Origin of the sequence: Amycolatopsis sp. NPDC006131, assembly GCF_040614175.1 — a bacterium.
In the GTDB taxonomy this organism is placed as follows: Bacteria; Actinomycetota; Actinomycetes; order Mycobacteriales; family Pseudonocardiaceae; genus Amycolatopsis_E; species Amycolatopsis_E tucumanensis.
The window spans coordinates 62,110-82,193 of sequence record NZ_JBEXTX010000003.1 but is presented as its reverse complement, the minus strand read 5'-3'; the positions used below and the strand labels follow the sequence as shown (position 1 = coordinate 82,193).

The 20,084-nt window shown below is 74.2% G+C and carries 21 protein-coding genes; 9 read left to right on the top strand and 12 right to left on the bottom strand.

The genetic code is table 11. From position 1 onward, the window contains the following. Nucleotide 1: 1 nt before the first annotated feature. The gene (locus tag ABZ215_RS02925) at nt 2-577 is read left to right on the top strand and encodes a dihydrofolate reductase family protein (protein ID WP_020420913.1); all 576 of its coding nucleotides are present in this window, start codon (nt 2-4) and stop codon (nt 575-577) included. On the opposite strand, the gene ABZ215_RS02920 is transcribed toward ABZ215_RS02925, so the two are convergent. Further along, complete coding sequence (locus ABZ215_RS02920; protein ID WP_354947332.1) at nt 559-3,777, bottom strand: BTAD domain-containing putative transcriptional regulator; 3,219 nt, start codon at nt 3,775-3,777, stop codon at nt 559-561. The two genes, ABZ215_RS02925 and ABZ215_RS02920, sit on opposite strands and share 19 nt — an antisense overlap. Before the next feature lie 106 nt (nt 3,778-3,883). Between ABZ215_RS02920 and ABZ215_RS02915 the strand changes: the two genes are divergently transcribed. The 4 genes from ABZ215_RS02915 (at nt 3,884) to ABZ215_RS02900 (ending at nt 7,030) form a co-directional block, all read left to right on the top strand. After that, nucleotides 3,884-4,459: an NAD(P)H-dependent oxidoreductase gene (locus tag ABZ215_RS02915; protein ID WP_354947330.1), complete on the top strand. Its 576-nt coding sequence runs from the start codon at nt 3,884-3,886 to the stop codon at nt 4,457-4,459. Further along, a complete protein-coding gene (locus ABZ215_RS02910; protein ID WP_354947328.1) occupies nt 4,456-5,661 on the top strand; it encodes an MFS transporter in 1,206 nt (401 codons plus the stop codon). Before ABZ215_RS02915 ends, ABZ215_RS02910 begins: the two co-directional genes overlap by 4 nt. A 72-nt stretch (nt 5,662-5,733) precedes the next feature. Then, the gene (locus ABZ215_RS02905) at nt 5,734-6,339 is read left to right on the top strand and encodes a helix-turn-helix domain-containing protein (protein ID WP_027936051.1); all 606 of its coding nucleotides are present in this window, start codon (nt 5,734-5,736) and stop codon (nt 6,337-6,339) included. Continuing rightward, nucleotides 6,329-7,030, top strand: a complete 702-nt coding sequence (locus tag ABZ215_RS02900) for an SRPBCC domain-containing protein (RefSeq protein WP_354947326.1) — start codon at nt 6,329-6,331, stop codon at nt 7,028-7,030. The genes ABZ215_RS02905 and ABZ215_RS02900 overlap by 11 nt, the downstream gene beginning before the upstream one ends. Nucleotides 7,031-7,075: 45 nt before the next feature. On the opposite strand, the gene ABZ215_RS02895 is transcribed toward ABZ215_RS02900, so the two are convergent. Both ABZ215_RS02895 and ABZ215_RS02890 read right to left on the bottom strand, forming a co-directional pair. Beyond that, nucleotides 7,076-7,669, bottom strand: a complete 594-nt coding sequence (locus tag ABZ215_RS02895; protein WP_354947324.1) for a GreA/GreB family elongation factor — start codon at nt 7,667-7,669, stop codon at nt 7,076-7,078. Between the two features lie 3 nt (nt 7,670-7,672). Then, nucleotides 7,673-8,962, bottom strand: coding sequence for an FAD-dependent oxidoreductase (locus ABZ215_RS02890; RefSeq protein WP_345074664.1), 1,290 nt, complete (start codon nt 8,960-8,962; stop codon nt 7,673-7,675). A 70-nt stretch (nt 8,963-9,032) separates the two neighbouring features. Between ABZ215_RS02890 and ABZ215_RS02885 the strand changes: the two genes are divergently transcribed. Then, nucleotides 9,033-10,544, top strand: a complete 1,512-nt coding sequence (locus tag ABZ215_RS02885) for a helix-turn-helix domain-containing protein (RefSeq protein WP_354947323.1) — start codon at nt 9,033-9,035, stop codon at nt 10,542-10,544. A 1-nt stretch (nt 10,545) separates the two neighbouring features. Here ABZ215_RS02885 and ABZ215_RS02880 read toward each other — a convergent pair whose 3' ends face one another. The 6 genes from ABZ215_RS02880 to ABZ215_RS02855 are packed head-to-tail and all read right to left on the bottom strand — an operon-like array spanning nt 10,546 to nt 14,700. Then, entirely contained in the window at nt 10,546-11,178 is a 633-nt protein-coding gene (locus ABZ215_RS02880; RefSeq protein ID WP_354711517.1) for a cation transporter, read from the bottom strand. Further along, entirely contained in the window at nt 11,175-11,507 is a 333-nt protein-coding gene (locus ABZ215_RS02875) for a metalloregulator ArsR/SmtB family transcription factor (protein WP_354947321.1), read from the bottom strand. The genes ABZ215_RS02880 and ABZ215_RS02875 overlap by 4 nt, the downstream gene beginning before the upstream one ends. Continuing rightward, complete coding sequence (locus ABZ215_RS02870; RefSeq protein WP_354947319.1) at nt 11,494-12,072, bottom strand: universal stress protein; 579 nt, start codon at nt 12,070-12,072, stop codon at nt 11,494-11,496. The genes ABZ215_RS02875 and ABZ215_RS02870 overlap by 14 nt, the downstream gene beginning before the upstream one ends. A gap of 4 nt (nt 12,073-12,076) precedes the next feature. Continuing rightward, nucleotides 12,077-12,673, bottom strand: a complete 597-nt coding sequence (leuD, locus tag ABZ215_RS02865) for a 3-isopropylmalate dehydratase small subunit (RefSeq protein WP_354947317.1) — start codon at nt 12,671-12,673, stop codon at nt 12,077-12,079. Continuing rightward, nucleotides 12,673-14,073 (bottom strand): 3-isopropylmalate dehydratase large subunit, encoded by a 1,401-nt coding sequence (gene leuC / locus ABZ215_RS02860; protein ID WP_354947315.1) that lies wholly within the window; start codon nt 14,071-14,073, stop codon nt 12,673-12,675. The genes leuD and leuC overlap by 1 nt, the downstream gene beginning before the upstream one ends. Nucleotides 14,074-14,085: 12 nt before the next feature. Further along, on the bottom strand, nt 14,086-14,700 hold the full coding sequence (locus tag ABZ215_RS02855) for an RraA family protein (protein ID WP_354947313.1): 615 nt from the start codon (nt 14,698-14,700) through the stop codon (nt 14,086-14,088). A 156-nt stretch (nt 14,701-14,856) separates the two neighbouring features. Here ABZ215_RS02855 and ABZ215_RS02850 point away from each other — a divergent pair, with 156 nt between their 5' ends. Next, a complete protein-coding gene (locus tag ABZ215_RS02850) occupies nt 14,857-15,339 on the top strand; it encodes an Lrp/AsnC family transcriptional regulator (RefSeq protein ID WP_354947311.1) in 483 nt (160 codons plus the stop codon). A gap of 5 nt (nt 15,340-15,344) precedes the next feature. On the opposite strand, the gene ABZ215_RS02845 is transcribed toward ABZ215_RS02850, so the two are convergent. Then, on the bottom strand, nt 15,345-16,712 hold the full coding sequence (locus tag ABZ215_RS02845; protein WP_354947309.1) for an SLC13 family permease: 1,368 nt from the start codon (nt 16,710-16,712) through the stop codon (nt 15,345-15,347). A 348-nt stretch (nt 16,713-17,060) separates the two neighbouring features. On the opposite strand from ABZ215_RS02845, the gene ABZ215_RS02840 reads away from it, so the two are divergent. Continuing rightward, entirely contained in the window at nt 17,061-17,273 is a 213-nt protein-coding gene (locus ABZ215_RS02840) for a hypothetical protein (protein ID WP_354947307.1), read from the top strand. A 79-nt stretch (nt 17,274-17,352) separates the two neighbouring features. After that, nucleotides 17,353-18,177 (top strand): thioesterase family protein, encoded by an 825-nt coding sequence (locus ABZ215_RS02835; RefSeq protein ID WP_237335435.1) that lies wholly within the window; start codon nt 17,353-17,355, stop codon nt 18,175-18,177. Between the two features lie 28 nt (nt 18,178-18,205). Here ABZ215_RS02835 and ABZ215_RS02830 read toward each other — a convergent pair whose 3' ends face one another. Both ABZ215_RS02830 and ABZ215_RS02825 read right to left on the bottom strand, forming a co-directional pair. Beyond that, nucleotides 18,206-19,303, bottom strand: coding sequence for an FAD-dependent monooxygenase (locus ABZ215_RS02830; protein ID WP_354947305.1), 1,098 nt, complete (start codon nt 19,301-19,303; stop codon nt 18,206-18,208). 275 nt (nt 19,304-19,578) lie between these two features. Then, complete coding sequence (locus ABZ215_RS02825) at nt 19,579-20,064, bottom strand: MarR family winged helix-turn-helix transcriptional regulator (protein ID WP_354947303.1); 486 nt, start codon at nt 20,062-20,064, stop codon at nt 19,579-19,581. Between the last annotated feature and the right edge of the window lie 20 nt (nt 20,065-20,084).

The window sequence follows — 20,084 nt, the reverse complement described above, 5'->3', positions numbered from 1 at the left end:
CATGCGCACCCTGATCACCACCGCGTTCGTCTCGCTCGACGGCGTCGTCGAAGCCCCCGGCGGCGAGCCGGGCTACCGGAACTCCGGCTGGACCTTCCAGGGCATCGAGTTCGACGCGGCGGCCTACGAGATCAAGGCCCGCGAGCAGGACGAGGCCGCCGCGATGCTGCTGGGCCGCGTCAGCTACCAGGCGTTCTCCCCGGTGTGGCCGGGGATGACCGAGGAGTTCCCCCGCTACAACGCGATGCCGAAGTACGTCGTGTCGACCACGCTGAAGGAGGAGGAACTCGTCACGAACTGGGGCGAGATCACCATCCTGCGGTCGCTGGACGACGTGGCGGCGCTGAAGGAGACCGAGGGCGGGCCGATCACCGTCCACGGCAGCGCCACGCTCAACCGCAACCTCTCCGACGCCGGCCTGATCGACCGGTACCACCTGCTGGTGTTCCCGGTCCTGCTCGGCGCGGGCAAGCGGCTGTTCAGCGACACCGACAAGGACAAGCAGGGCCTGAAGCTGCTGGAGAGCGAGTCCTACTCGAACGGCATCCAGAAGCTGGTCTACGACGTGGTCCGCTGATCCAGCGGCAGGTCGGACGGCGGGACGCGCCTGCCGCGGTCGAACTCCTCGGCGAAGGCGGCTTCGCCGAGGAGCCGGCGCGCCGCTGCGGTGATGCGGTCCACGTCGAACCGTTCGGCCGCCGGCAGCGGCGCGCCCGCCGACTCCCTGGCCGCCGCGGCCACGCCGAGCAGGCAGGCCGCCCGGTCCGGTTCGCCGGCCAGCACGTGCGCCCCGGCCAGCCCTTCCAGCGCGATCGCGACCGCACGGGGGTCGCCGGTCGCGCGCGCCGCGTCCAGCCCTTCGCGGTGCAGTGACCACGCCGCTTCCGCGTCGCCGCGCTGCTCGGCGGCGAACCCGAGTTCGGTGAGGGCGAACGCGATGCCGACCCGGTAGTTGATGCGGCGCTCCCACGCGAGCACGTTCCGCAGGTGCTCCTCGGCGACGTCGAGCAGGCCCCGGCGGCGGGTGGACATCCCGAGCCCACCCCGCGCCAGGTTGATCCCCGGTTCGTAGGCGTGCTCCGTGGCCAGCCGCAGGGCCCGGCTGGACAGGTCCTCCGCGGCGGCGTGGTCCGAGCCGAGCAGGGCCAGCCGCCCGAGGCGGGACAGCTCGTGCGACGCCACCGGCCACAACCCCAGTTCCTCCGCCTTGCGCAGCGCCTCCCGGTGCAGCCGCGCGGACCGTTCGTGGTCGCCGCCGATCTCGGCCAGCACGCCGAGCAGGCTCGCCGTCTGCACCTGTCCCCACCGGTCGCCGAGGTCGGCGAACAACGCCGCGGCCTCAGCGCCGACGCGCGCGGCCGCGTCCAGGTCGCCCCGCAGCATCGCCTGGTCCGCGCGGGCCCACAGCGTCGCGGCCAGACCCCAGCGGTCGCCGAGTTCCCGGAAGGCCGCGCCGGCGCGGTCGATCAGCGCCGCGGCGGCGTCCGGGTCGCCGCTGCGCCCGACGAACCCGAACAACCACTGCGCCCTGGCCAGTGCCGCCGCGTCGCCTGCTTTGGCAAGCACCTCGGCGCTGTCCCGCATCGGGTCGGTGTGCCTGCCGGTGAGGAACCCCATCGCCGCCTGCCACGCCGTCGCCTCCGCCCTGGCGCCGCCCGGCGCGTTCCCCGGCACGGCCAGCGCGCGGGTGATCCACCGGTGCGCCTCCTGGTGCTTGCCGCGCAGGAACCAGTACCAGGCGGCGGCGTTGACCAGGCGCAACGCCGTGCCGGCGTCCTCCTGCCCGACGGCGGTGGCGAGCGCGGCCCGCAGGTTCGCCGACTCGGCGTCCATCCGTTCCAGCCACGTCCGCTGGTCGTGGCCGCGCAACCGGTCGGCGGCCTGTTCGGCGAACCCGGCGTAGTACCCGGCGTGCCGCTGGCGGATCAGCGCCGCCTCGCCCGACTCCTGAAGCCGTTCCCGGCCGTAGGCGGCGACGGTTTCCAGCAGGCGGTAGCGCGTGTCCCCGGTCGTGTCGGCCACGATCAGCGACCGGTCGACCAGGCCGGCGAGCACCTCCAGCACGTCGCCCGCCGGCTCGCCCGCGCACACGTGCTCGGCGGCCGCGAGCGTGCAGCCGTCGGCGTGCACGGCCAGCCGCGACAGGACCGCGCGTTCGGCGGCCGACAGCAGGTCCCAGCTCCAGTCCATCATCGCGCGCAGCGTCCGCTGCCGGGCCGGGGCCGTCCGCCTGCCCGCGGTGAGGACGCGGAAGCGGTCCTCCAGGCGCAGGGCCAGATCGTGCACGCCCAGCGCCCGCACCCGGGTGGCGGCGAGTTCGATGGCCAGCGGGAGCCCGTCCAGCGTGCGGCAGATCGCCGCGACGGCGCGCTGGTTGTCGGCGCGGAGCGCGAACCCCGGGGCGGACGCGGCCGCGCGGGCGACGAACAACCGCACTGCGCTGGATTCCGCCAGCCGGGCCGGATTCGCGTCCGCCGGGCCGGGCAGGTCCAGGGGTGGCACCGGCCAGAGCCGTTCCCCGGTGACGCCCAGTGGTTCGCGGCTGGTCGCCAGGACGACGAGGCCGGGGGAGGCGCGCACCAGCGCCTCGGCCACCCGCGCCACCGGTGCGATCAGGTGCTCGCAGTTGTCCAGCACGAGCAGCAACCGCTTGTGCCGCAACGCTTCCGCGAGCCGTCGCAGTGGCGGCGTGTGCCCGGCGGCGGGCGGGAGGACCAGCGCCGCGTCGTCCCGGATGCCCAGTGCCGAGGTGACGAGGTCCGCGATCGCGGCGTCCGGGTCCCGGTCGCCGGACCGCGCGAACCCGGCGAGTTCGACCAGCCACGTGCCGTCCGGGAACCGGTTCGCCGACTCGCGCGCCGCGGCCAGGGCGAGCTGCGTCTTGCCGACCCCGCCCGGTCCGGTCAGCGTGACCACCCGGTCCGCGGCCAGCAGGGCCGACACCGTGTCGATGGCCTCGGCCCTGCCGATCAGGTCGGTGACCGGTTCGGGGAGGTTGGTGACGGGCCGGCGCACGGGCCGCGCGGCCTCCAGCGCCGGGTCCCGCCGCAGGATCGCCTGGTGCAACCGGGCGAGCTCCGCGCCGGGTTCCAGCCCGAGCTCCTCGACGAGACGGGTCCGCAGCCGGTCGTAGGCCTCCAGCGCCTCCGCCTGCCTGCCGGCCTGGTAGAGCGCGCGCATCCGCAACCCGTGCAGTCGCTCGCGCAGCGGGTGCGCGGCGATGAGGTCGCCCAGCTCTCCCGCGACCAGGTCGTGCTCGCCGAGCGCGAGCCGCGCCTCGATCCGGTCTTCGAGCGCGGTCAGCCGCAGGTCGTGCAGCCGGGTGATCGCCGGGACGGCGAAGTGCGCGCCGGCGAAGTCGGCGAAGGCGTCCCCGCGCCACAACGACAACGCTTCGCCGAGCAGGGCAGCGCGGTCCGCGGGCGACTCCGCCGCCCGTGTCGCTGTGACCAGGTTCGTGAACCGGTTCGCGTCGACCGCGTCCGGCTCCACGTCGAGCAGGTAACCGGCGGGCCGGGACACCACGAGTTCCCTGGCGCCGGGCGCGGCCCGCTCCAGCGCGCTGCGCAGCTGCGAGACCTTGACCTGCAGGGCGGCCGCGGGATCGCGGGGCGGGTCCAGCTCCCACAGGTCCTCGATCAGCCGGTGCGCGGGGACCGGCTCGCCGGCGTGGATGAGCAGGTCGGCCAGCAGCGCCCGGACCTTGGCCCCCGGGACGACGACGGCCTCCCCCTCGGCGGTCCGCACCTCAAGCGGACCCAGCACCCCGAACCGCACGCCGCCAGCCTACGGGCGCGGCGACCGTAAGCGGACGAAAAGGTCACGGTAAGCGCGGCCGCGCAGAGTCGGGATCGACAGCGACCACCCGACGAGGGAGTACCTGATGACTCACGACGCGAACCCGGTCCGCGTGCTCGGAATCTCCGGCAGCCTGCGTGCCGCCTCCCACAGCACCACCCTGCTGCGCGGACTGCGGACGCCGCCGGGCGCGGAACTGGACCTGTGGACGGGGCTCGCGGACGTGCAGCCGTTCAACGAAGACCACGAGGCGGAGCCGGGGCCGGGGGTGCTGGCCCTGCGCGAGGCGATCGCCGGCGCCGACGCCCTGTTGATCGCCACCCCGGAGTACAACAGCAGCCTGCCCGGGCAGTTGAAGAACGCGCTGGACTGGGGGTCCCGTCCGTATGGCGAGGGCGTGCTGGTGGGCAAGCCGGTGGCCGTGGCGGGCGTGAGCCCGAGCGACTACGGCGCCGAGTGGTCCCAGGCGGAGCTGCGGCAGGTGCTGTCCGCCATCGGGGCGCAGGTGGTGGAGCGCCGCCTGTGCGTGCCCCGCGCGGACAACGCGTTCGACCCGGACGGCGTGCTGCGCGACGCGGACCTGCGCACCACGCTGGCCGCGCTGCTCGACGACCTCGCCGCCGTCGCGCGCGGGGCGCTGACCGGGGCGGGCCGGTCGTGACGACCTCGCCGGACCGCGCCGCGGCGGTGTCGCCGGCCCGGGCGGGCCGGGTGGGCGCGCCGTGGCTGGCGCTGCTGGCCGGGCCGCTGTCGCTGGGCATCGCGGGACCGGCCCTCGTCCTCGGGGAGGTGGCCGATGATCTCGGCGTCGAGATCCCCGCGGCGACCTGGCTGGTGACGGCCTTCGGCTGGGGTGTCGCGGTGGGCACGCCGCTGATGGCCGGGCTGCTGGCCCGCCGGGGCGTCCGCGCCGTCCTCGCGGTGTGCGGGCTGCTCGTGGCCGCGGGCGCGCTGCTCGTGGTGGCCGGGCCGGCGCTGCCGCTGCTGGTTGTGGGGAGCGCGGCGCAGGCGCTGGGCTGCGCCGGGCTGACGGTGACGGCGATGAACCTCGCCGATTCGGCGCGGCGCATGGGGATCGTCACCGCCTCGCTCGCCGTGGTGGGCTCGGTCAGCCCGCTCGCCGGGCAGGTCGTCGCCGATCTGGCGTCCTGGCGCGCCACGCTCGCGCTGCCGGTGGTCAGCCTGCTCGCGGTGCCTGCCGCCGCGAGGCGCGCGATGCCGCCGGAGCCGCCGGGCTCCCGGTTCGACGTGCCGGGCGCGGCGCTGGTGACCGCGCTGGTCACCGCCCTGGTGGCCCTCCCGCACTGGCCTGCGCCCGCCGCGGTCGCCGCCGTGGTCACCGTGCTGCTGCTGATCGTGCGCCTGCGGGCCCGGCCGGACGGTTTCCTGCCCGCGGCGCTGGCCCGCTCGCCCCGGTTCCTCGGCCTGTGCGGGGTGGGGCTGGCGCTCGCCGTGGTCAACTTCGGCATCCTGTACGCCGCACCCACGCTGCTGGCCCGGCACACCGGCTGGACGCCCGCGCAGATCGGCACCGTGATGGTGGTGCCCTACCTGCTCGGCGGCGCGTTGTCCTGGCTGGTGGTGGCGGCGTCCGGCCGGATGCGCCCCGGCGTGGTGACCGCGCTGCTGATCGGCGCGGCCACCGCGGCGACGGTGGTGATTTCCTTCGCCGAGGCGACGCCGGTGCTGCTGGCGGGCATGGCGGCCGGGTCGCTGGCGGCGGCCTCCGGGCAGGGGGTGTTCGCGGTGTACGCGGGCGCGGTCGCCGAGGAGCACCGGCCGACGGCGGTCGGTCTGCTCAACCTCTGCTACCTCCTCGGCGCCGCCTTCGGCCCGGCGATCACCGCGCTGATGTCCGCTTAGGACACGCCTGTCGCCGAACCGACAACATCGGTCGTCTTGACAAACAAACTTGTCGGTGCCACGCTCGGCGGCATGATGGACGTCGCAGTGATAGACGAGCCCTCCGTGGCCGCCGCGGCGCTGGAACCGGTGCGGGCGCGGCTGCTGCACGAGCTCGCCGAACCCGGGTCCGCGTCGTCGCTCGCCGCGAAGGTCGGGCTCACCAGGCAGAAGGTGAACTACTACCTGCGCGACCTGGAAAAGCACGGCCTGGTCGGTCTGGTCGAGGAGCGCCGCAAGGGCAACATGACCGAGCGCGTGCTGCGCGCGACCGCCGAGGCGTACGTGATCTCGCCGTCGGCCACCGGGCCGGTGGCGCCGGACCCGGGCCGCGCGCCGGACCGGCTCTCCGCCCGCTGGCTGCTCGCCGTGGCCGCCCGCCTCGTGCAGGACGTCGGGGCGTTGATCGGCGCCGGGGCGAAGGCGGGCAAGCGGGTCGCGACCTTCGCGCTCGACGGCGAGGTCCGCTTCGCCAGCGCGGCGGACCGGGCCGCGTTCACCCAGGAGTTGTCCGACGCGGTCGCGGGACTGGTGGCCAAGTACCACGACGAAACCGCCGCCCGGGGGCGCAGGCACCGGCTCGTGCTGGCGATCCATCCCGCGATGACCCGTACCGAGGAGGCGAACGATGGGGCGTGAATTCGAACTGCCCAAGGAGATCGAACTGCCGGCGTCACCCGAGGAGGTGTGGCAGGCGATCGCCACCGGACCGGGCATGGCGGCCTGGTTCATGCCGATGGAGATCGACCCGGACAGCGCCCAGGTCGCCGAGTGGAGCCCGCCGCACCGGCTGTTCGTCCGCACCCCGGAGGCCCCGGACGGCAGCACGCAGGCCTTCCAGTACCTGATCGAGGGCAGGGACGGCGGCACCAGCGTGCTCCGGTTCGTCCACAGTGGCGTCCTCGGCGACGACTGGGACGACGAGTACGAGGGCATGACCAGCAGCGGCTGGGACATGTACCTGTTCACGCTCGGCGAGTACCTGCGGCACTTCCGCGGCCGCCCCGCCACCTACGCGGAGGCCGAGGCCCCCGCGCCCGGCGGCTGGGACCGGCTGCTGCGCGCGCTCGGCACGGCGCGGCTCGGCTCCCCGGTCAAGATCGACCTGCCCGGCGGTCCGTCGCTGGAGGGCGAGGTGGACTACGTGACCGCGAAGTTCGTCGGCCTGCGCACGCCGGACGCGCTGGTCCGCTTCCACGAGCGCTCCGCGGTCGGCCTGCCGATCGCGGTCAGCGACCACCACTACGGCGAAACCGGCGATCCGCAGGACCGCGCCGGCTCCTGGCAACGCTGGCTCGCCGCGACCGTCGGCGATGGGGCTCCACGCTGACGCCGCGCCGCACCCGCAGCGGTGACCGGCACCCGGTCTGAGCGCTCAGGCCGAGTGCCGGCCGTAGGGCACCGCGCGGAGCAGTGTCACCCGCACCGTCGCGCCGCTCGGCACCGTGTAGGTGCGGGTCTCGCCCTGGCGGGCGCCGGTCAGGGCGCGGCCCAGCGGCGAGCCGGGGGAGTACACCTCCAGGTCGTCGCCCGCGCCGTCGCGCACGCCGAGCAGGAAGGTCTCCGGCTCGGGGTCGTCGTCGAACCGGACCGTCAGCACCATGCCCGGTTCGGCGACGCCGTCGTCGGGCGGTGTCTGGCCGACCACGGCGCGGCGCAGCAGGTCCTCCAGCTCGCGCGTGCGCGCCTTTCGCTGCCGCAGAGCCATTTCCCGGTCTTCCGGATCTTCGTCCTCCGGGCCGCGCAACGCGGACAGCTCCGCGCTCAGGCGCGCGTACGCCTCCTCGGTCAGCCACACGGTGTCCATCGCGTTACCTCCTTCGTTCGGCCGGGCGGCGGTGCGCCGCCGGAGCAGCGTGGCGTTGGCGTCGTCGGCGAAACCGGCCGCGACGCGCAGCAGGATGTCCCGTTCCACGCGCAGCAGCGCGTTCTCCGCGCGCAGGAACTCCAGGTCCTCGGTGGTTCCCATGGCTCACCGCAGCGGGTCGAACGGCCGCAGGGACTCCGGCTGCTTGCCGGTGACGACCTGTTCGGCGAGCAGCTTCCCGGTGACCGGCCCCTGCGTGAGTCCCCACATGCCGTGCCCGCCCGCGACGTACACGCCCGGCTCGGCGGTGGCGCCGATGAGCGGGAGCCCGTCGCTGCTGACCGGCCGCGGGCCCACCCACGTGTCGCTGCGCTCGGCCCACCGCACGCCCTCGAAGAACGGCGCCGCGGACCGCACGATGGCCTCCACGCGCCGCTCGTCGGGCGGGTCGTCGGGGCCGCGGAACTCCATCGTCCCGGCCACGCGCATCGCGCCGCGGTAGGGCGTGCACGCGACGCGCACCGTGGGCAGGTACACCGGTTGCGCCAGCGGCGTCTCGGTGGGCACCGTGAAGGAGTAACCGCGCCCGGCCCGCACCGGCACGCGCACGCCGAGTTTCCCGGCCAGGCGGCTGATCCACGCCCCCGTCGCGAGGACGGCGACGTTGGCCGAGAAGCTCACGTTGTCGCGGGACACGACCGTCACCGCGTGCCGGTGCGAGCGGATCGACCGCACGTCGAACCCGGCGCGGATGGTGCCGCCGCGGTGGCGCACCGAGTCCGCGAGCGCCCGGACGAACCGGCCCGGGTCGACGTAGCGCTGGCCGGGCAGGTCGATCCCGGCGCCCGCGTGGCCGGACAGTTGCGGCAGTCGCGCGCGGACCTGCGCCGCGGTCAGGCCGGTGTGGTCGGCGCGGGCCCCGGCCGCGGTGAAGCGCCGCAGCTCGGCCAGCAGTCCCGCGGCCGCGCCTGCGGATTCGAACACCGCGGTGATCGGGGCCTCGACGGTCTCCGCCGCCACGCCGCCGCGAACGAGGGTGTCGAAGGCGTCCAGGCAGTCGTCGTTCAGCGCCAGGTTGGCGGCCACCACCCGGCGCCACGCCGGCCAGGTGCAGTGCGCGGCGAACCGCAGCAGGAACGACCACAGCGCCGGGTCGGCGGACGGCGGCACGTGCAGCGGCGCGTCCCGCCGGACGAGCGAGGCGAGCCCGGTGCGCCGCACCCCCGGTTCGTTGAGCGGGATCGCCAGCCCGGGCGAGAGCCAGCCCGCGTTGCCCCGGGACGCGCCGGCCGCGACGCCCGTGCGGTCCAGCACGGTCACCCGCACCCCGTGTTCCTGCAGGAACCACGCCGTCGACAGCCCGACGATCCCCGCGCCGACCACGACGGCGGAGCGTGGTCCCTGAGCGCTCTCGTCCACCGGCAACCTCCCTGACTTTCGCCTCCCCCCGAGCATCGCCCGCCCGCGGAAGTCACCGGGTGTCCGGATCGCACAATTTGCCGGGTTGTGCTTGTAGGGTGGGCACATGGTCAAGCTCGACCGCCTGATCACGATCCTCGGCAGCTACGGCGCCCGCCTGTGCGGATCCGCCGACCGCGAAGCCGGGCTGCGCAGCGTCGCGCTGCACGACCCGGTGCGGCAGGAGTCCCCGGTCGGCGACATCTTCCTCGCCGTCGGCGTGCCGACGGTGGCCGAGGCGATCCGGCTCGCGCGGCAGGCCAGGGCGGTCGTGCTGGTCGTGCGGACCACCGAGGACCCGGCGCCGGACCTGCTGCGCGACGCGGACGGGATCGCCGTGCTCGTGGTCGAGCCGAGCGTGTCCTGGAGCCAGGTCGCCGGCGTGGTCTACGGGCTGGTGCTGGAGGGGCGGGAGACCGAGTCCGGCCGCGGCCCGGCCGACCTGTCCGCGCTGGCCGACACGATCGCCGCCGCGGTCGGCGGGCCGGTCACGATCGAGGACCAGCTGTCCAGGGTCATGGCCTACTCCAGCGAGCAACGCGAAGCCGACCCGGTGCGGCAGGACACGATCCTGGGCCGCCGCGTGCCGGACCGGGTGCGGGCCCTGTTCGAACGGCAGGGCGTGTTCACCCACCTCGCGCGGTCCGACGAGCCGTTGTTCGTGCCTGCCGCGCCCGAGCACGGCCTGCACGGCCGCTCGGTCGTCGCGGTCCGCGCGGGCCGGGAGCTGCTGGGATCGTTGTGGGTGTCGTGCACCGCCCCGCTGGACGCGGCGCGCGCGAGCATCCTCGTCGACGGGGCGCGCACGGTGGCGCTGCACCTGCTGCGGTGGCGGGTCAGCGCGGACCTCGAACGGCAGGTGGAGTCCGAGCTGGTCATCCAGCTCCTCGAAGGCGACCCGGACGCGGACGCGGTCGTCCGGAAACTGGGCCTGCCCGCGTCCGGGCTGCGGGTCGTCGCGGTGCGGGCGCACACCGAGGCCGAACGCAACGCCGGGCTGCTGCTGGCGTTCGAGCGCGCCACCACCGGGTTCGGGTGGTCACGGGTCGGGCGCAGCACGTTGTTCGGCAACACCGTCTACACCGTGCTGCCCGCCGCCGATCCCGCGCCCGCGTTCCACTGGGTGCGGCAGCTGGTCGCCGGCCTGCCCGCGCACCTGCGGATCGTCGCGGGCGTGTCCGGGGAGTGCGAGGTCGCGGAGCTGCCGTCCGGGCGCCGGGAGTCCGACGAGTGCCTGACCCTGCACGACCGGCTCGGCAGCGGGGAAGCCGTCTGCTACGACGAATCCTGGCACCAGGTGCTGCTACACCGCCTGCGGTCGGCCGCGGCGACCGGTCGCATTCCCGCCCGCGGTCCGGTGGCGCGGCTGGCCGGGCACGAGGCGCCCGAGCTGCTGCCGACGTTGCGCGCCTGGCTGGAGGCGCAGGGCGACCTCGGCCGCGCCGCCGCGGTGCTGGGCGTCCACCAGAACACGGTGCGCAACCGTTTGCGCCGCGTCACGGCGGCGGTGCCGGGGCTGGACCTGGACGATCCGGCGCAGCGCCTGGCGATGCTGATCGCCATGGCCGTGCATGAGTAGTTCAGCAGCAGTGCTCGCCGCGCCAGGCTTCGCGGCCTTCCTTCACCGCGACCGCGGCGATCACCAGCGCCACCACCGGATCGGCCCACCACCAGCCGAGCAGCGAGTTGAGCAGCAGGCCCACCAGCAGCACGCCGGACAGGTACGTGCACAACAGGGTCTGCTTGGAGTCGGCGACGGCGCTGGCGGAGCCGAGCTCGCGGCCCGCGCGGCGCTGGGCGTAGGACAGGAACGGCATGACCACGAGCGACACCGCGGCCAGCGCGATCCCGACGGTCGAGTGCGCGGCCGGTTCCGCGCCGAGCAGGCTGCGCACCGACTCGACGGTGACGTAGGCGGCCAGCGCGAAGAACGACACCGCGATGACCTTCAGCGCCGTCCGCTCGCGGGCCTCCGGGTCGGCGCCGGAGAACTGCCAGGCCACGGCGGCGGCCGAGGCGACCTCGATCACCGAGTCCAGGCCGAAGCCGATCAGCGCCGTCGACGAGGCGACCGTGCCCGCGGAGATCGCGACCACGGCTTCGACGACGTTGTAGGTGATCGTGGCCGCGACGAGCAGCCGCACCCGGCGGGACAGCACGGCCCGCCGCCCGGTCGGCGCGGGGGCGCAGCAGTGGTCGGCGTGCTCGCTCATCCGGTGGCGCCCGCGGAGTTCAGGCAGGGCTCGCCGGGATTCACCGCCAGTACGACGTGCACCAGCTCGCCCAGCGCCTTCTTCAGGTGCGGATCGGCCAGCTCGTAGCGCACCTGCCGCCCCTCGTACGTGGCGACGACCAGGCCGCAGCCGCGGAGGCAGGCCAGGTGGTTGGACACGTTGGAGCGGGACAGGTTCAGCTGGCCGGCCAGCCGGCCGGGGTAGTGGACGCCGTCCAGCAGGGCCACGAGGATGCGGCACCGCGTGGGATCGGCGAGCGCCCGGCCCAGCCTGGCCAGCGCCGCGCCGCGGGTCTCACAGGTCAGCATGGGCAGAACAGTACAGCGAACGCTGACCTATTGGAAGCGCATGGCGGGGCGGCAGCTGCTGCCCCGCCACGAGCGGGCGGGGCCGCGGCTGCTTCGGACAGCGCGACCCCAGTGATGCCCGCGGCTTTCGCCCGGGGGAGGTCGCCGCGAGCGGCGCGCCACCGCACCTCGGCGAGGAAGTGCCGAGACTCCTCAAGCCTTCACGCACCACCGGGCACGTGGCGTTGAGCAGCAGGTGCTGGATGTGGCTGCCGAGGATGAGCTTCATCGTCGCGGTGCGGTGCCGGATGCCGGCCACCAGCAGGCGGGGCCGCAGCTCCTCGGCCAGTGCCAGCGTCGTTTCGGCCGGCTCCGCGCCGGGGGCGTGATGGACGGCCCCGGCGGCCCGCAGTTCGTCCGCCAGCGCGGCAGTGGGCTGCCAGCCTCTCGGCGCGGGCACGCTCGGCTTGTCGCTGTGCGCGAAGACCACGTGCAGCGCCTCGCCGGGATGTTCGCGGTTCGCGAGTGCCCACCGCAGCGCCGCGTGTCCCTCGTCGGTGTCGGTGGTGAAGGCCAGGATGGTCACGGGGTCACCTCCGGCGCGCGGTCGTGGGCAGCGCGGGCCGCCGCCGGGATTCGAAAGCGGCGATGTCTTCGGTGTGCCGCAGGGTGAGGCCGATGTCGTCGAGCCCGGCGAGCAGCCGTTCGCGGACGTCGGGCGGCACCTCGAAGCCCACCTCGATCCCGGCGGCCCGCACCACGCGCCCGACAAGGTCGACGGTGACGGGCGCGGCCGGCTCGCGCTCCAGCAGCTCCCACAGCCGTTGGACCACCTCGGTCGGCACGACGACCGGCAGCAGCCCGTTCTGGTAGGCGTTGCCGGTGAAAATGTCGCCGAAGCGGGGCGCGATCACGGCGCGGAAGCCGTAGTCGGTCAGCGCGTACACGGCGCCCTCCCGCGAGGACCCGGTGCCGAAGTTCGGCCCGGCCACGAGGATGGTCGCCTTGTCGTAGGGCTCCCGGTTGAGGACGAACGACGGGTCGTCGCGCCAGTCGGCGAACAGGTCCTGCCCGTAGCCCGCCTTCGTCAGCCGGGTGAGGAACCGGACCGGGATGATCTGGTCGGTGTCGACGTCGCTGGCGCGCAACGGCGCGGCAAGTCCGGTGTGGACGGTGAACTTCTCCATCACTGCTCCAGATCGGCGGGCGCGGCGAGACGACCGGCGACGGCGCTCGCGGCCGCGACGGCGGGGGACACGACGTGGGTGCGGGCGCCCTTGCCCTGCCTGCCCTCGAAGTTGCGGTTGTTCGTCGACGCGGCGCGCTGCCCCGGCCGCAGCCGGTCCTCGTTCACCGCCGCGCACAGCGAACACCCGGAGGTGCGCAGCTCGACCCCCGCGGCGGCGAAGACCTCGTCCAGCCCTTCGGCCACGGCTTGCTCGCGCACGGTGTCCGAGCCGGGCACCAGGTACACCTCGACCCCGGGCGCGACGGTCCGGCCGCGCAGCACCTCGGCGGCCGCGCGCAGGTCTTCGATGCGCCCGTTGGTGCAGGACCCGATGAACACGGCGTCGATCTCGACGTCGCGCAGGAACGTGCCGGGCCGCAGATCCATGTAGGCCAGCGCCCGCTCCGCCGCCGCCCGCTCCACCGGGTCCGGAAAGGACGACGGGTGCGGCACGGTGGAGTCGAGCGGCACGCCCTGCGCCGGGTTGGTGCCCCAGGTGACGAACGGGCTGATCTTGTCCCCGTCCAGGACGACCTCGGAGTCGAACACCGCGTCGTCGTCGCTGCGCAGCGTCCGCCAGTGCGCCTCCTCCGCGGCCCACTGCGCGCCGGACGGGGCGTGCGGCCGCCCGCGCAGGTAGGCGATCGTCTTGTCGTCCGGGGCGATCATCCCGGCGCGCGAACCGGCCTCGACGGTCATGTTGCACACCGTCATCCGCGCCTCCATCGACAACGCCTCGATCGCGCTGCCCTGGTACTCGACGATGTGGCCCTGCCCGCCCGCGGTGCCGATCCGCGCGATGAGCGCGAGGATGAGGTCCTTGCCGGTGACCCCCTCGGCGAGCGTGCCGGTGACGGTCACCCGCATCGTCTTCGGCCGGGTCATCGGCAGGGTCTGGGTGGCGAGCACGTGCTCGACCTGCGAGGTGCCGATGCCGAAGGCCAGCGCGCCGAACGCGCCCATCGTCGTCGTGTGCGAGTCGCAGCAGACCACGGTCATGCCCGGGTGCACGAGACCGAGCTCGGGCGCGATGACGTGGGCGATGCCGCGTTCGCGGTCGCCGCGGCGGTACACCTCGATGCCGAACACCGCGCAGTTCTCGGCCAGCAGCGCCGCCTGCCGCCGCATCGCGGGTTCGGTGATGCGGCCGAACAGGTTCCGCGTCGGCACCAGGTGGTCCTCGGTGCCGAGCGTGAGGTCCGGCCGCCGCACCCGGCGGCCCGCGGCGCGCAGCCCGTCGAACGCGATCGGGGTGTTGACCTCATGCAGCAGGTGCAGGTCGACGTAGAGCAGGTCCGCCCCGCCGTCCGACCGGACGACGTGGGCGTTCCAGACCTTCTCGGCCAGTGTCCGTCCCAACTCGGAACTCCTTCAGACGGTGTCGGTGGCGCTTTCGCAGCGCCGCAGGACGGCGGTGACGTGATCGGCGGGGACGACGGCGACGCCGTTGTCGTCGGCCACGACCAGGTCGCCGGGCAGGACCGCGACCCCGCCGAGACGGACCGGCCCGTTGAGCTCGGCGGCGTCGAGACGGCCGCGGGCGTTGCGCGGGCTGCGCGCCCGGCTCCACACCGGCAGCGCGTCCGCGGCGGCGAGCGCGTCGAAGTCGCGGACGGCCCCTTCGACGAGCACACCCGCCACCCCGGCGGCGCGGGCGCAGCCGGCGGAGATCTCCCCGACGACGGCGTACCCGCTGCCACCGGCGTCGATCACGGCCACCGCCCCGGACGGCGCGAGCCGGTAGAGGTCCCGGTCGGCGAGCACGGGCGAACCGTGCCGCGCGACCTCGTACCGCAACGTCACCGCCGGGCCGCACACCCGGGCACCGGGGCGCGCGGCACGCAACCCGTCGGCGGCCACGGCGCCGACCCCCAGTTCGTCCAGCGTGTCGGCGACGGCGCAGCTCATGTCGGGCAGCGCGAGGTAGCGCGCCACGACCTCGGCGGGCACCGGCGCGACGTCCGCCACGCGTACGGGAACGGCCACGCCGTCCTCCCTCTCGGATCGATTGGTCGGGATCAGGGTCCTGATTACGGACCTGTGGGTCAATTGATTCGCGGTAGAGTGAGCACCTGGTACAGCAGGACCCGCCGTCGGCGGGCCAGCTGGTGGCAACTGGCCGTGCAGTCGAAGGAGACTTCCGTGGCGCCCGTGTTCGAACCGCTCGACCTCGCCGTGCTCCGGCTGATCGCCGAGGAGCCCAGGGCGGGCGTCCGGGAGTACGCCCGGCGCCTCGGCGTGGCCAGGGCGACGGTCCAGTCCAGAGTGGACAAACTGCAGCGCCTCGGTGTGCTGATCAGCTGGCGTCCGCAGTTCGACCCCGCGGCGATGGGCTATTCGGGGCTGGCCTACGTCCGGCTCCAGCTCGCGCAGGGCAAGCTGGAGCGGACCCTCGACGGGCTCAGCCGGATCCCCGAGGTGATCGAGGCCAATGCTGTCGCCGGGGACGCCGACCTGCTGTGCCGGGTGGTGGCCAGGGACAACGCCGGGCTGGAGGAGGTCCTGCAGCAGATCATCGCCGTCGACGGGGTCGAGCGGACCTCCACCGAGGTCGTGCTGAGCCGCCGGCTGATGCCCCGCATCTCGCCGTTGATCCGCAAGATGCACGAGGAGCTGCGCCGCTGAGCGCATCATCCCAGCACCATCGACAGCGGGATGATCACCGCGATCGCGACGACGGAGGCCACCGAGACGCCGCCGGAGAACGTCTTCAGCGTGCCGCGCGTGGTGAGGCCGGTCAGCGACTGCAGCAACCAGAACGTGTTGCTGGTGACGTGGATGGCGAACAGCGACCCGGCGCCGGCGGCCAGCGCGATCCACACGGGTTCCAGCCCGATCACCGGGGCCAGCGGGGCGAGGATGCCCGCCGCGGTGATCGCCGAGATCGACACCGACCCGACGGCGACGTGCAGGATCGCCGCGACCGCCCAGACCAGCAGCAACGGCACGGCGGTGCTCGCGGAGAAGTACTGCCCGAGGATGTCGCCGAGGCCGATGTTCTTGATCGTCAGTGCCAGCGAGCCGCCGACGCCGTTGAGGATGAGGATCTGGCCGCTCTCCCGGAACCCGGTGCGCAGCGCCTCGTCCATCGCCGACTTGCCCACGGCGTGGCGGGTGACCAGGATCGTGCCGATCAGCCCCAGCAGCAGCGCGATCACCGGGCTGCACACGAACGCCAGCGGCGCGATCCGCACCTCGGCGATGTCCAGGACGGCGCCGAGGGCGATCAGCAGCAGGGCCGCCAGCACCGGGGCGAACAGGACCACGAGCCGGGTCTGGCTGCGCGTGGCGGTCCTGGTCGTGACCGCGGCTCCGCCCGTCGCCGCAGTGTCCGGAGTGGACGGTTCGGCTGCGGACTGTTCGTCCTTGGTCTCGTCCCACCACCCGCGGCGGAAGACGAACTGCATGACGGCGACAGAGATGAGCGTGGTCGGGATGGTGACGACCATGCCGAACAGCAGCATGGTGCCCAGCGGCACGCCGAGCACGCCGGCCAGCGCCAGCGCCGCGATGCCCGGCACGACCATGACGACGCCGACCTCCATGCCGATCGCCATCGCAGTGATCATCCGGGGCGTGCCCGCCTTGCCGCCGCGCAGCCCCAGCCCGCGGGCCAGCGGCGCGACGATCACGACCAGGACGTCGAGGAAGATCGACTGCAGCACGGTGGCCACGCTGAGCGAGACCGCGTACGGCATCCGTTTCGGCCCGACGCGGCGCAGCAGCGTCTCGATGAGCCGTTCGATGGCGCCCGAGCGCTGCAGCAGCGAGCCGGTGAGCACCCCGAAGGCGACCAGCAATCCGATCTCCGCCATGAGATCGCCGAAGCCCTTGGTGATGGCTTCGAGGGTGCCGTCGACCCCGAGGCCGGAGGTCAGGCCGAGGTAGGAGGCTCCGAGCAGGAGCGCGATGACGGGGTTGACCCGGAACCGGATGATCAACAGGACGGTCGCGAGGACCGCGAACCCGGTGTTGACCAGGACGAGCGTGTCAGACATGAAGTGCATCCCGGTGGTAGCGCTCGGCGTCGAGCGGTTGGACGTCAGTGTCGGGAGGGGTGCAGGTGAACCGGTTCGGCGCAGGAACGTAACCCGGCCAGGTCCAATGTGTGAAGCTCGGCCCTGGAAAGTGAGCCAGTTGTCCAACCGGATGCTGGCTGAACCGACCACAGCCCGGTGCCGCTGAGCCATTGGCTCAACTTCTGGGGAGTTGAGTGAACCGGTGAGCGCAGTGTCCACAAAGGTCTCGGCCGGGGCGGCCCCGCGATGCGGCGATGACCAAGGTCACCTCAGGTACCGGGTCCAACGGCCGTGGTCGCCGCGCCGGGAGCGGATCAGGCTGGTGGGGTGACGCAGGAACCGGAACCGCACCCCAGCCCGTCCGACCACGACCTTGGGGTCGTCGAGGCGATCCTGGAGGTCGTCGCCCGCCACGGGGCCGGGCCGTACCCCGTCGACGACCTGGCGAGCCTCACCGGTCTGGACGCCGACGAGGTGTGGCGGGTGATGGAGCAGCTCGTCGAGGCGGGCCTGGCCACCCGGCACGGACCGGCCGCGTGACGGGCGTGACGTTGCCGGCACGCGGGCGGTGTGTGCGAGGCTGCGGGTAGCCAACGCACCAGCACCGAAGGAACCGAGCGTGACCGACCAAGCCACCACCACTTTCGCCGACGTCAGCCGCGTCGAGGAGGTCGCCCCGGGGCGCTTCACCGCCGCCGCCCACCCCGAGTGGACCATCGGCGGCAAGCCCAACGGCGGCTACCTGCTGGCGATGCTCGGTCGCGCGGCGACCTACTCGGGGGCGCACCGCGACGTGCTCGCGGCCAGCGCGCACTACCTGCGTGCGCCGGAGCCGGGTCCGGTGGAGCTGGGTGTGGAGGTGCTGCGGACCGGCCGTTCGGCGAGCCAGGTGCGGGCCCGCCTGACCCAGGGTGGCACGCCGTGTGTGGAGGCGATGTTCACCCTCGGCGCGCTCGACGCGGAGTCGAAGCCGTACTGGAGCGAGGGCATGCCCGAGCCGGAGGGGCGCGAGTACGCCGACTGCGTGCCGGTCACCGGGCCGGCCGGGGGTGGTCCGGGGCCGGTCATCATGGACCAGGTCGACCTGCGCATCCAGCCCGAGGACCTCGGCTTCGGCCGGGGCGCCCCGAGCGGGGCCGGCGTGCTGCGCGGCTGGCTGGGCCTGCCCGGCGGCGCGGACTTCGACCCGCTGTCCCTGCTCTACGCGGTGGACGCCTTCCCGCCGGCGACGCTGGACATCGCGCTCACCGGTTGGGTGCCGACGCTGGAGCTGACTGCCTACGTGCGTGCGCTGCCCGCCCCCGGGCCGGTGCGGGTGCTGCACAAGGCGCAGCTGATCGAGGGCAACCGCGTCGACGAGGTGTGCCTGGTGTGGGACAGCCGCGGCCGCCTGGTCGCCCAGGCCACCCAGCTGGCCGGCATCCGCCTCGACCCGCCCGCCTGAGGCGCCCTCTTCAGCCGATGCGCACTGCTCAGCCGGCGAACGAGCGGCTGAACCGTTGTCCGGACTCGACCAGTTCACGCGCCCGTCCCAGCGAGCGTTCCTGGTAGCTGCGCAGGGCGGCGGGGATCGCGTCGGCGTGGGCTTCGGCCACGGCCTTGGCGACCTCGTCGGCGAGCACTTCGGCGTCGGTGAGCGCGACCCCGAACCCGCGGCCGGTCATCGGGGTGGACACGTGCGCGGCGTCGCCGACCAGCGCGATCCGGCCGCGCACGAGCCGGTCCGGGACGTATTCGGCGACCGGGGTGCCGGTGACCCCGCTGCGGCGCAGGCAGGCGCGCACCGCTTCCCGCCACGCCGCCGGCCACTGCGCGGCCTCGGCGTCGAGTTCGGCGATCAGGCTCGCCGGCAGGTCCGCCGGGCGCAGCGAGTGCTGGACCACGTCGCCGTCGACGCACCCGGTGGCGCGCAGCAGGTCGTTGCGGCGCGGGTCGAACCAGGCCCAGCCCAGGCGGCGGCGTCCGGGCGGCGCGGACTCGGCCAGCGGGTAGCCGAGGAGGCAGTCGGTGCCTGCGTCGAAGATGTCCATGCCGGGCGGCCAGGCTTCCAGGTCGAGTTCCGGCTCCTCGGCGATGCCGAGCCAGATGACGTACCCGGCGAAGGTCGCGTCGGGGCGTTCGGGGGCGACGGCGCGGCGGATCACGCTGCGGTGCCCGTCGGCGCCCACCACGAGATCGCCGCGGTGGATCGCGCCGTCCGCGGTGCGCGCCCACGCCGAGGTCGCGTCCTGGCCGGCCTCGACGACGCGGGCGCCGTGGACGAGGTCGATGTGCGGGTCCGCCTCGGCGGCGCGGTGCAGCAGGTCGTGCGCCTGTGCCCAGCTCTGCAGGTGGAGGCGCGAGCCGTCCAGGGCGGCGGCGGTGGCCTCGGGGCCGGCGAGGCCGTCCGGGCCGAGGAGCCGGTGCAGGTTGCTCTCGGCGCCGCCCAGGGCCGCGCCGCTGCGGGGCTGTGGGCCGGAGCGTTCGAGGACCGTCACCGAGATGCCGAACTTGGCCAGGCCCAGGGCGGCCATCAGGCCGGCGAGCGACCCCCCGACGACGACGGCCGCTGCGTGATCAGTGGTGCGCATGACCCCAGTCAACGTCCGCGGCGCGCGTCGTGGCAGGACTGTTCTTGCCTGGGACCGGGACTACCAGGCAGTCACGGGTGGGCGCCCTCGTTGTGCGGGGCCCGCCGCCTGATCACTGGCTACCAGGCGGTCACGGGCGACGCCCGCGACGGGCGGCGAGCCGCTCGCCCAGTGCCGCTGCGATTTCGCCCGCCGCGGCGGGCGAGTGCGGGCTGGGTCCGCGGCTGTCGGTGGGGCAGTTCTCCCGCTGGATCAGGCCGCGCCGCTCCAGGCAGTCATGGGCGGCGCCCGCGCCGGGCGGACACTCGCTCGCTGAGCGCTGTCGCGATCTCGCCCGCCGCGGCGAGTTGGTCGGGGCTCAGCGCGTCGACGAAGAGTTCGCGCACCGCGGTCAGGTGGGGGACCGTGGCGGCGCGGAAGGCGGCCGCGCCCTCGGCGGTGAGGACGACCTCGGCGCCGCGGCTGTCGGTGGCGCAGTTCTCCCGCCGGATCAGGCCGCGCCGCTCCATGCGGCCGAGGTGGTGCGACAGCCGGCTGCGTTCCCAGCCTACGTCGGCGGCCAGCTGCGAGGACCGCAGCCGCTGCCCGTCCGCCTCGCTCAGGGCGAGCAGGACCGTGTAGTCGCCGGAGGACAGGCCCGCCTCGCTCTGCAGCCGCGAGCCGAGCTCGCCGCGCAGCGCCTCCGCGGTCTCGATGAACCCGCGCCACACCCGCAGCTCGTCGGTGGTGGGCAGGACCCGGTGTCGTCGTGCTGGACTCATTCCGACCTCCTGATTGACAT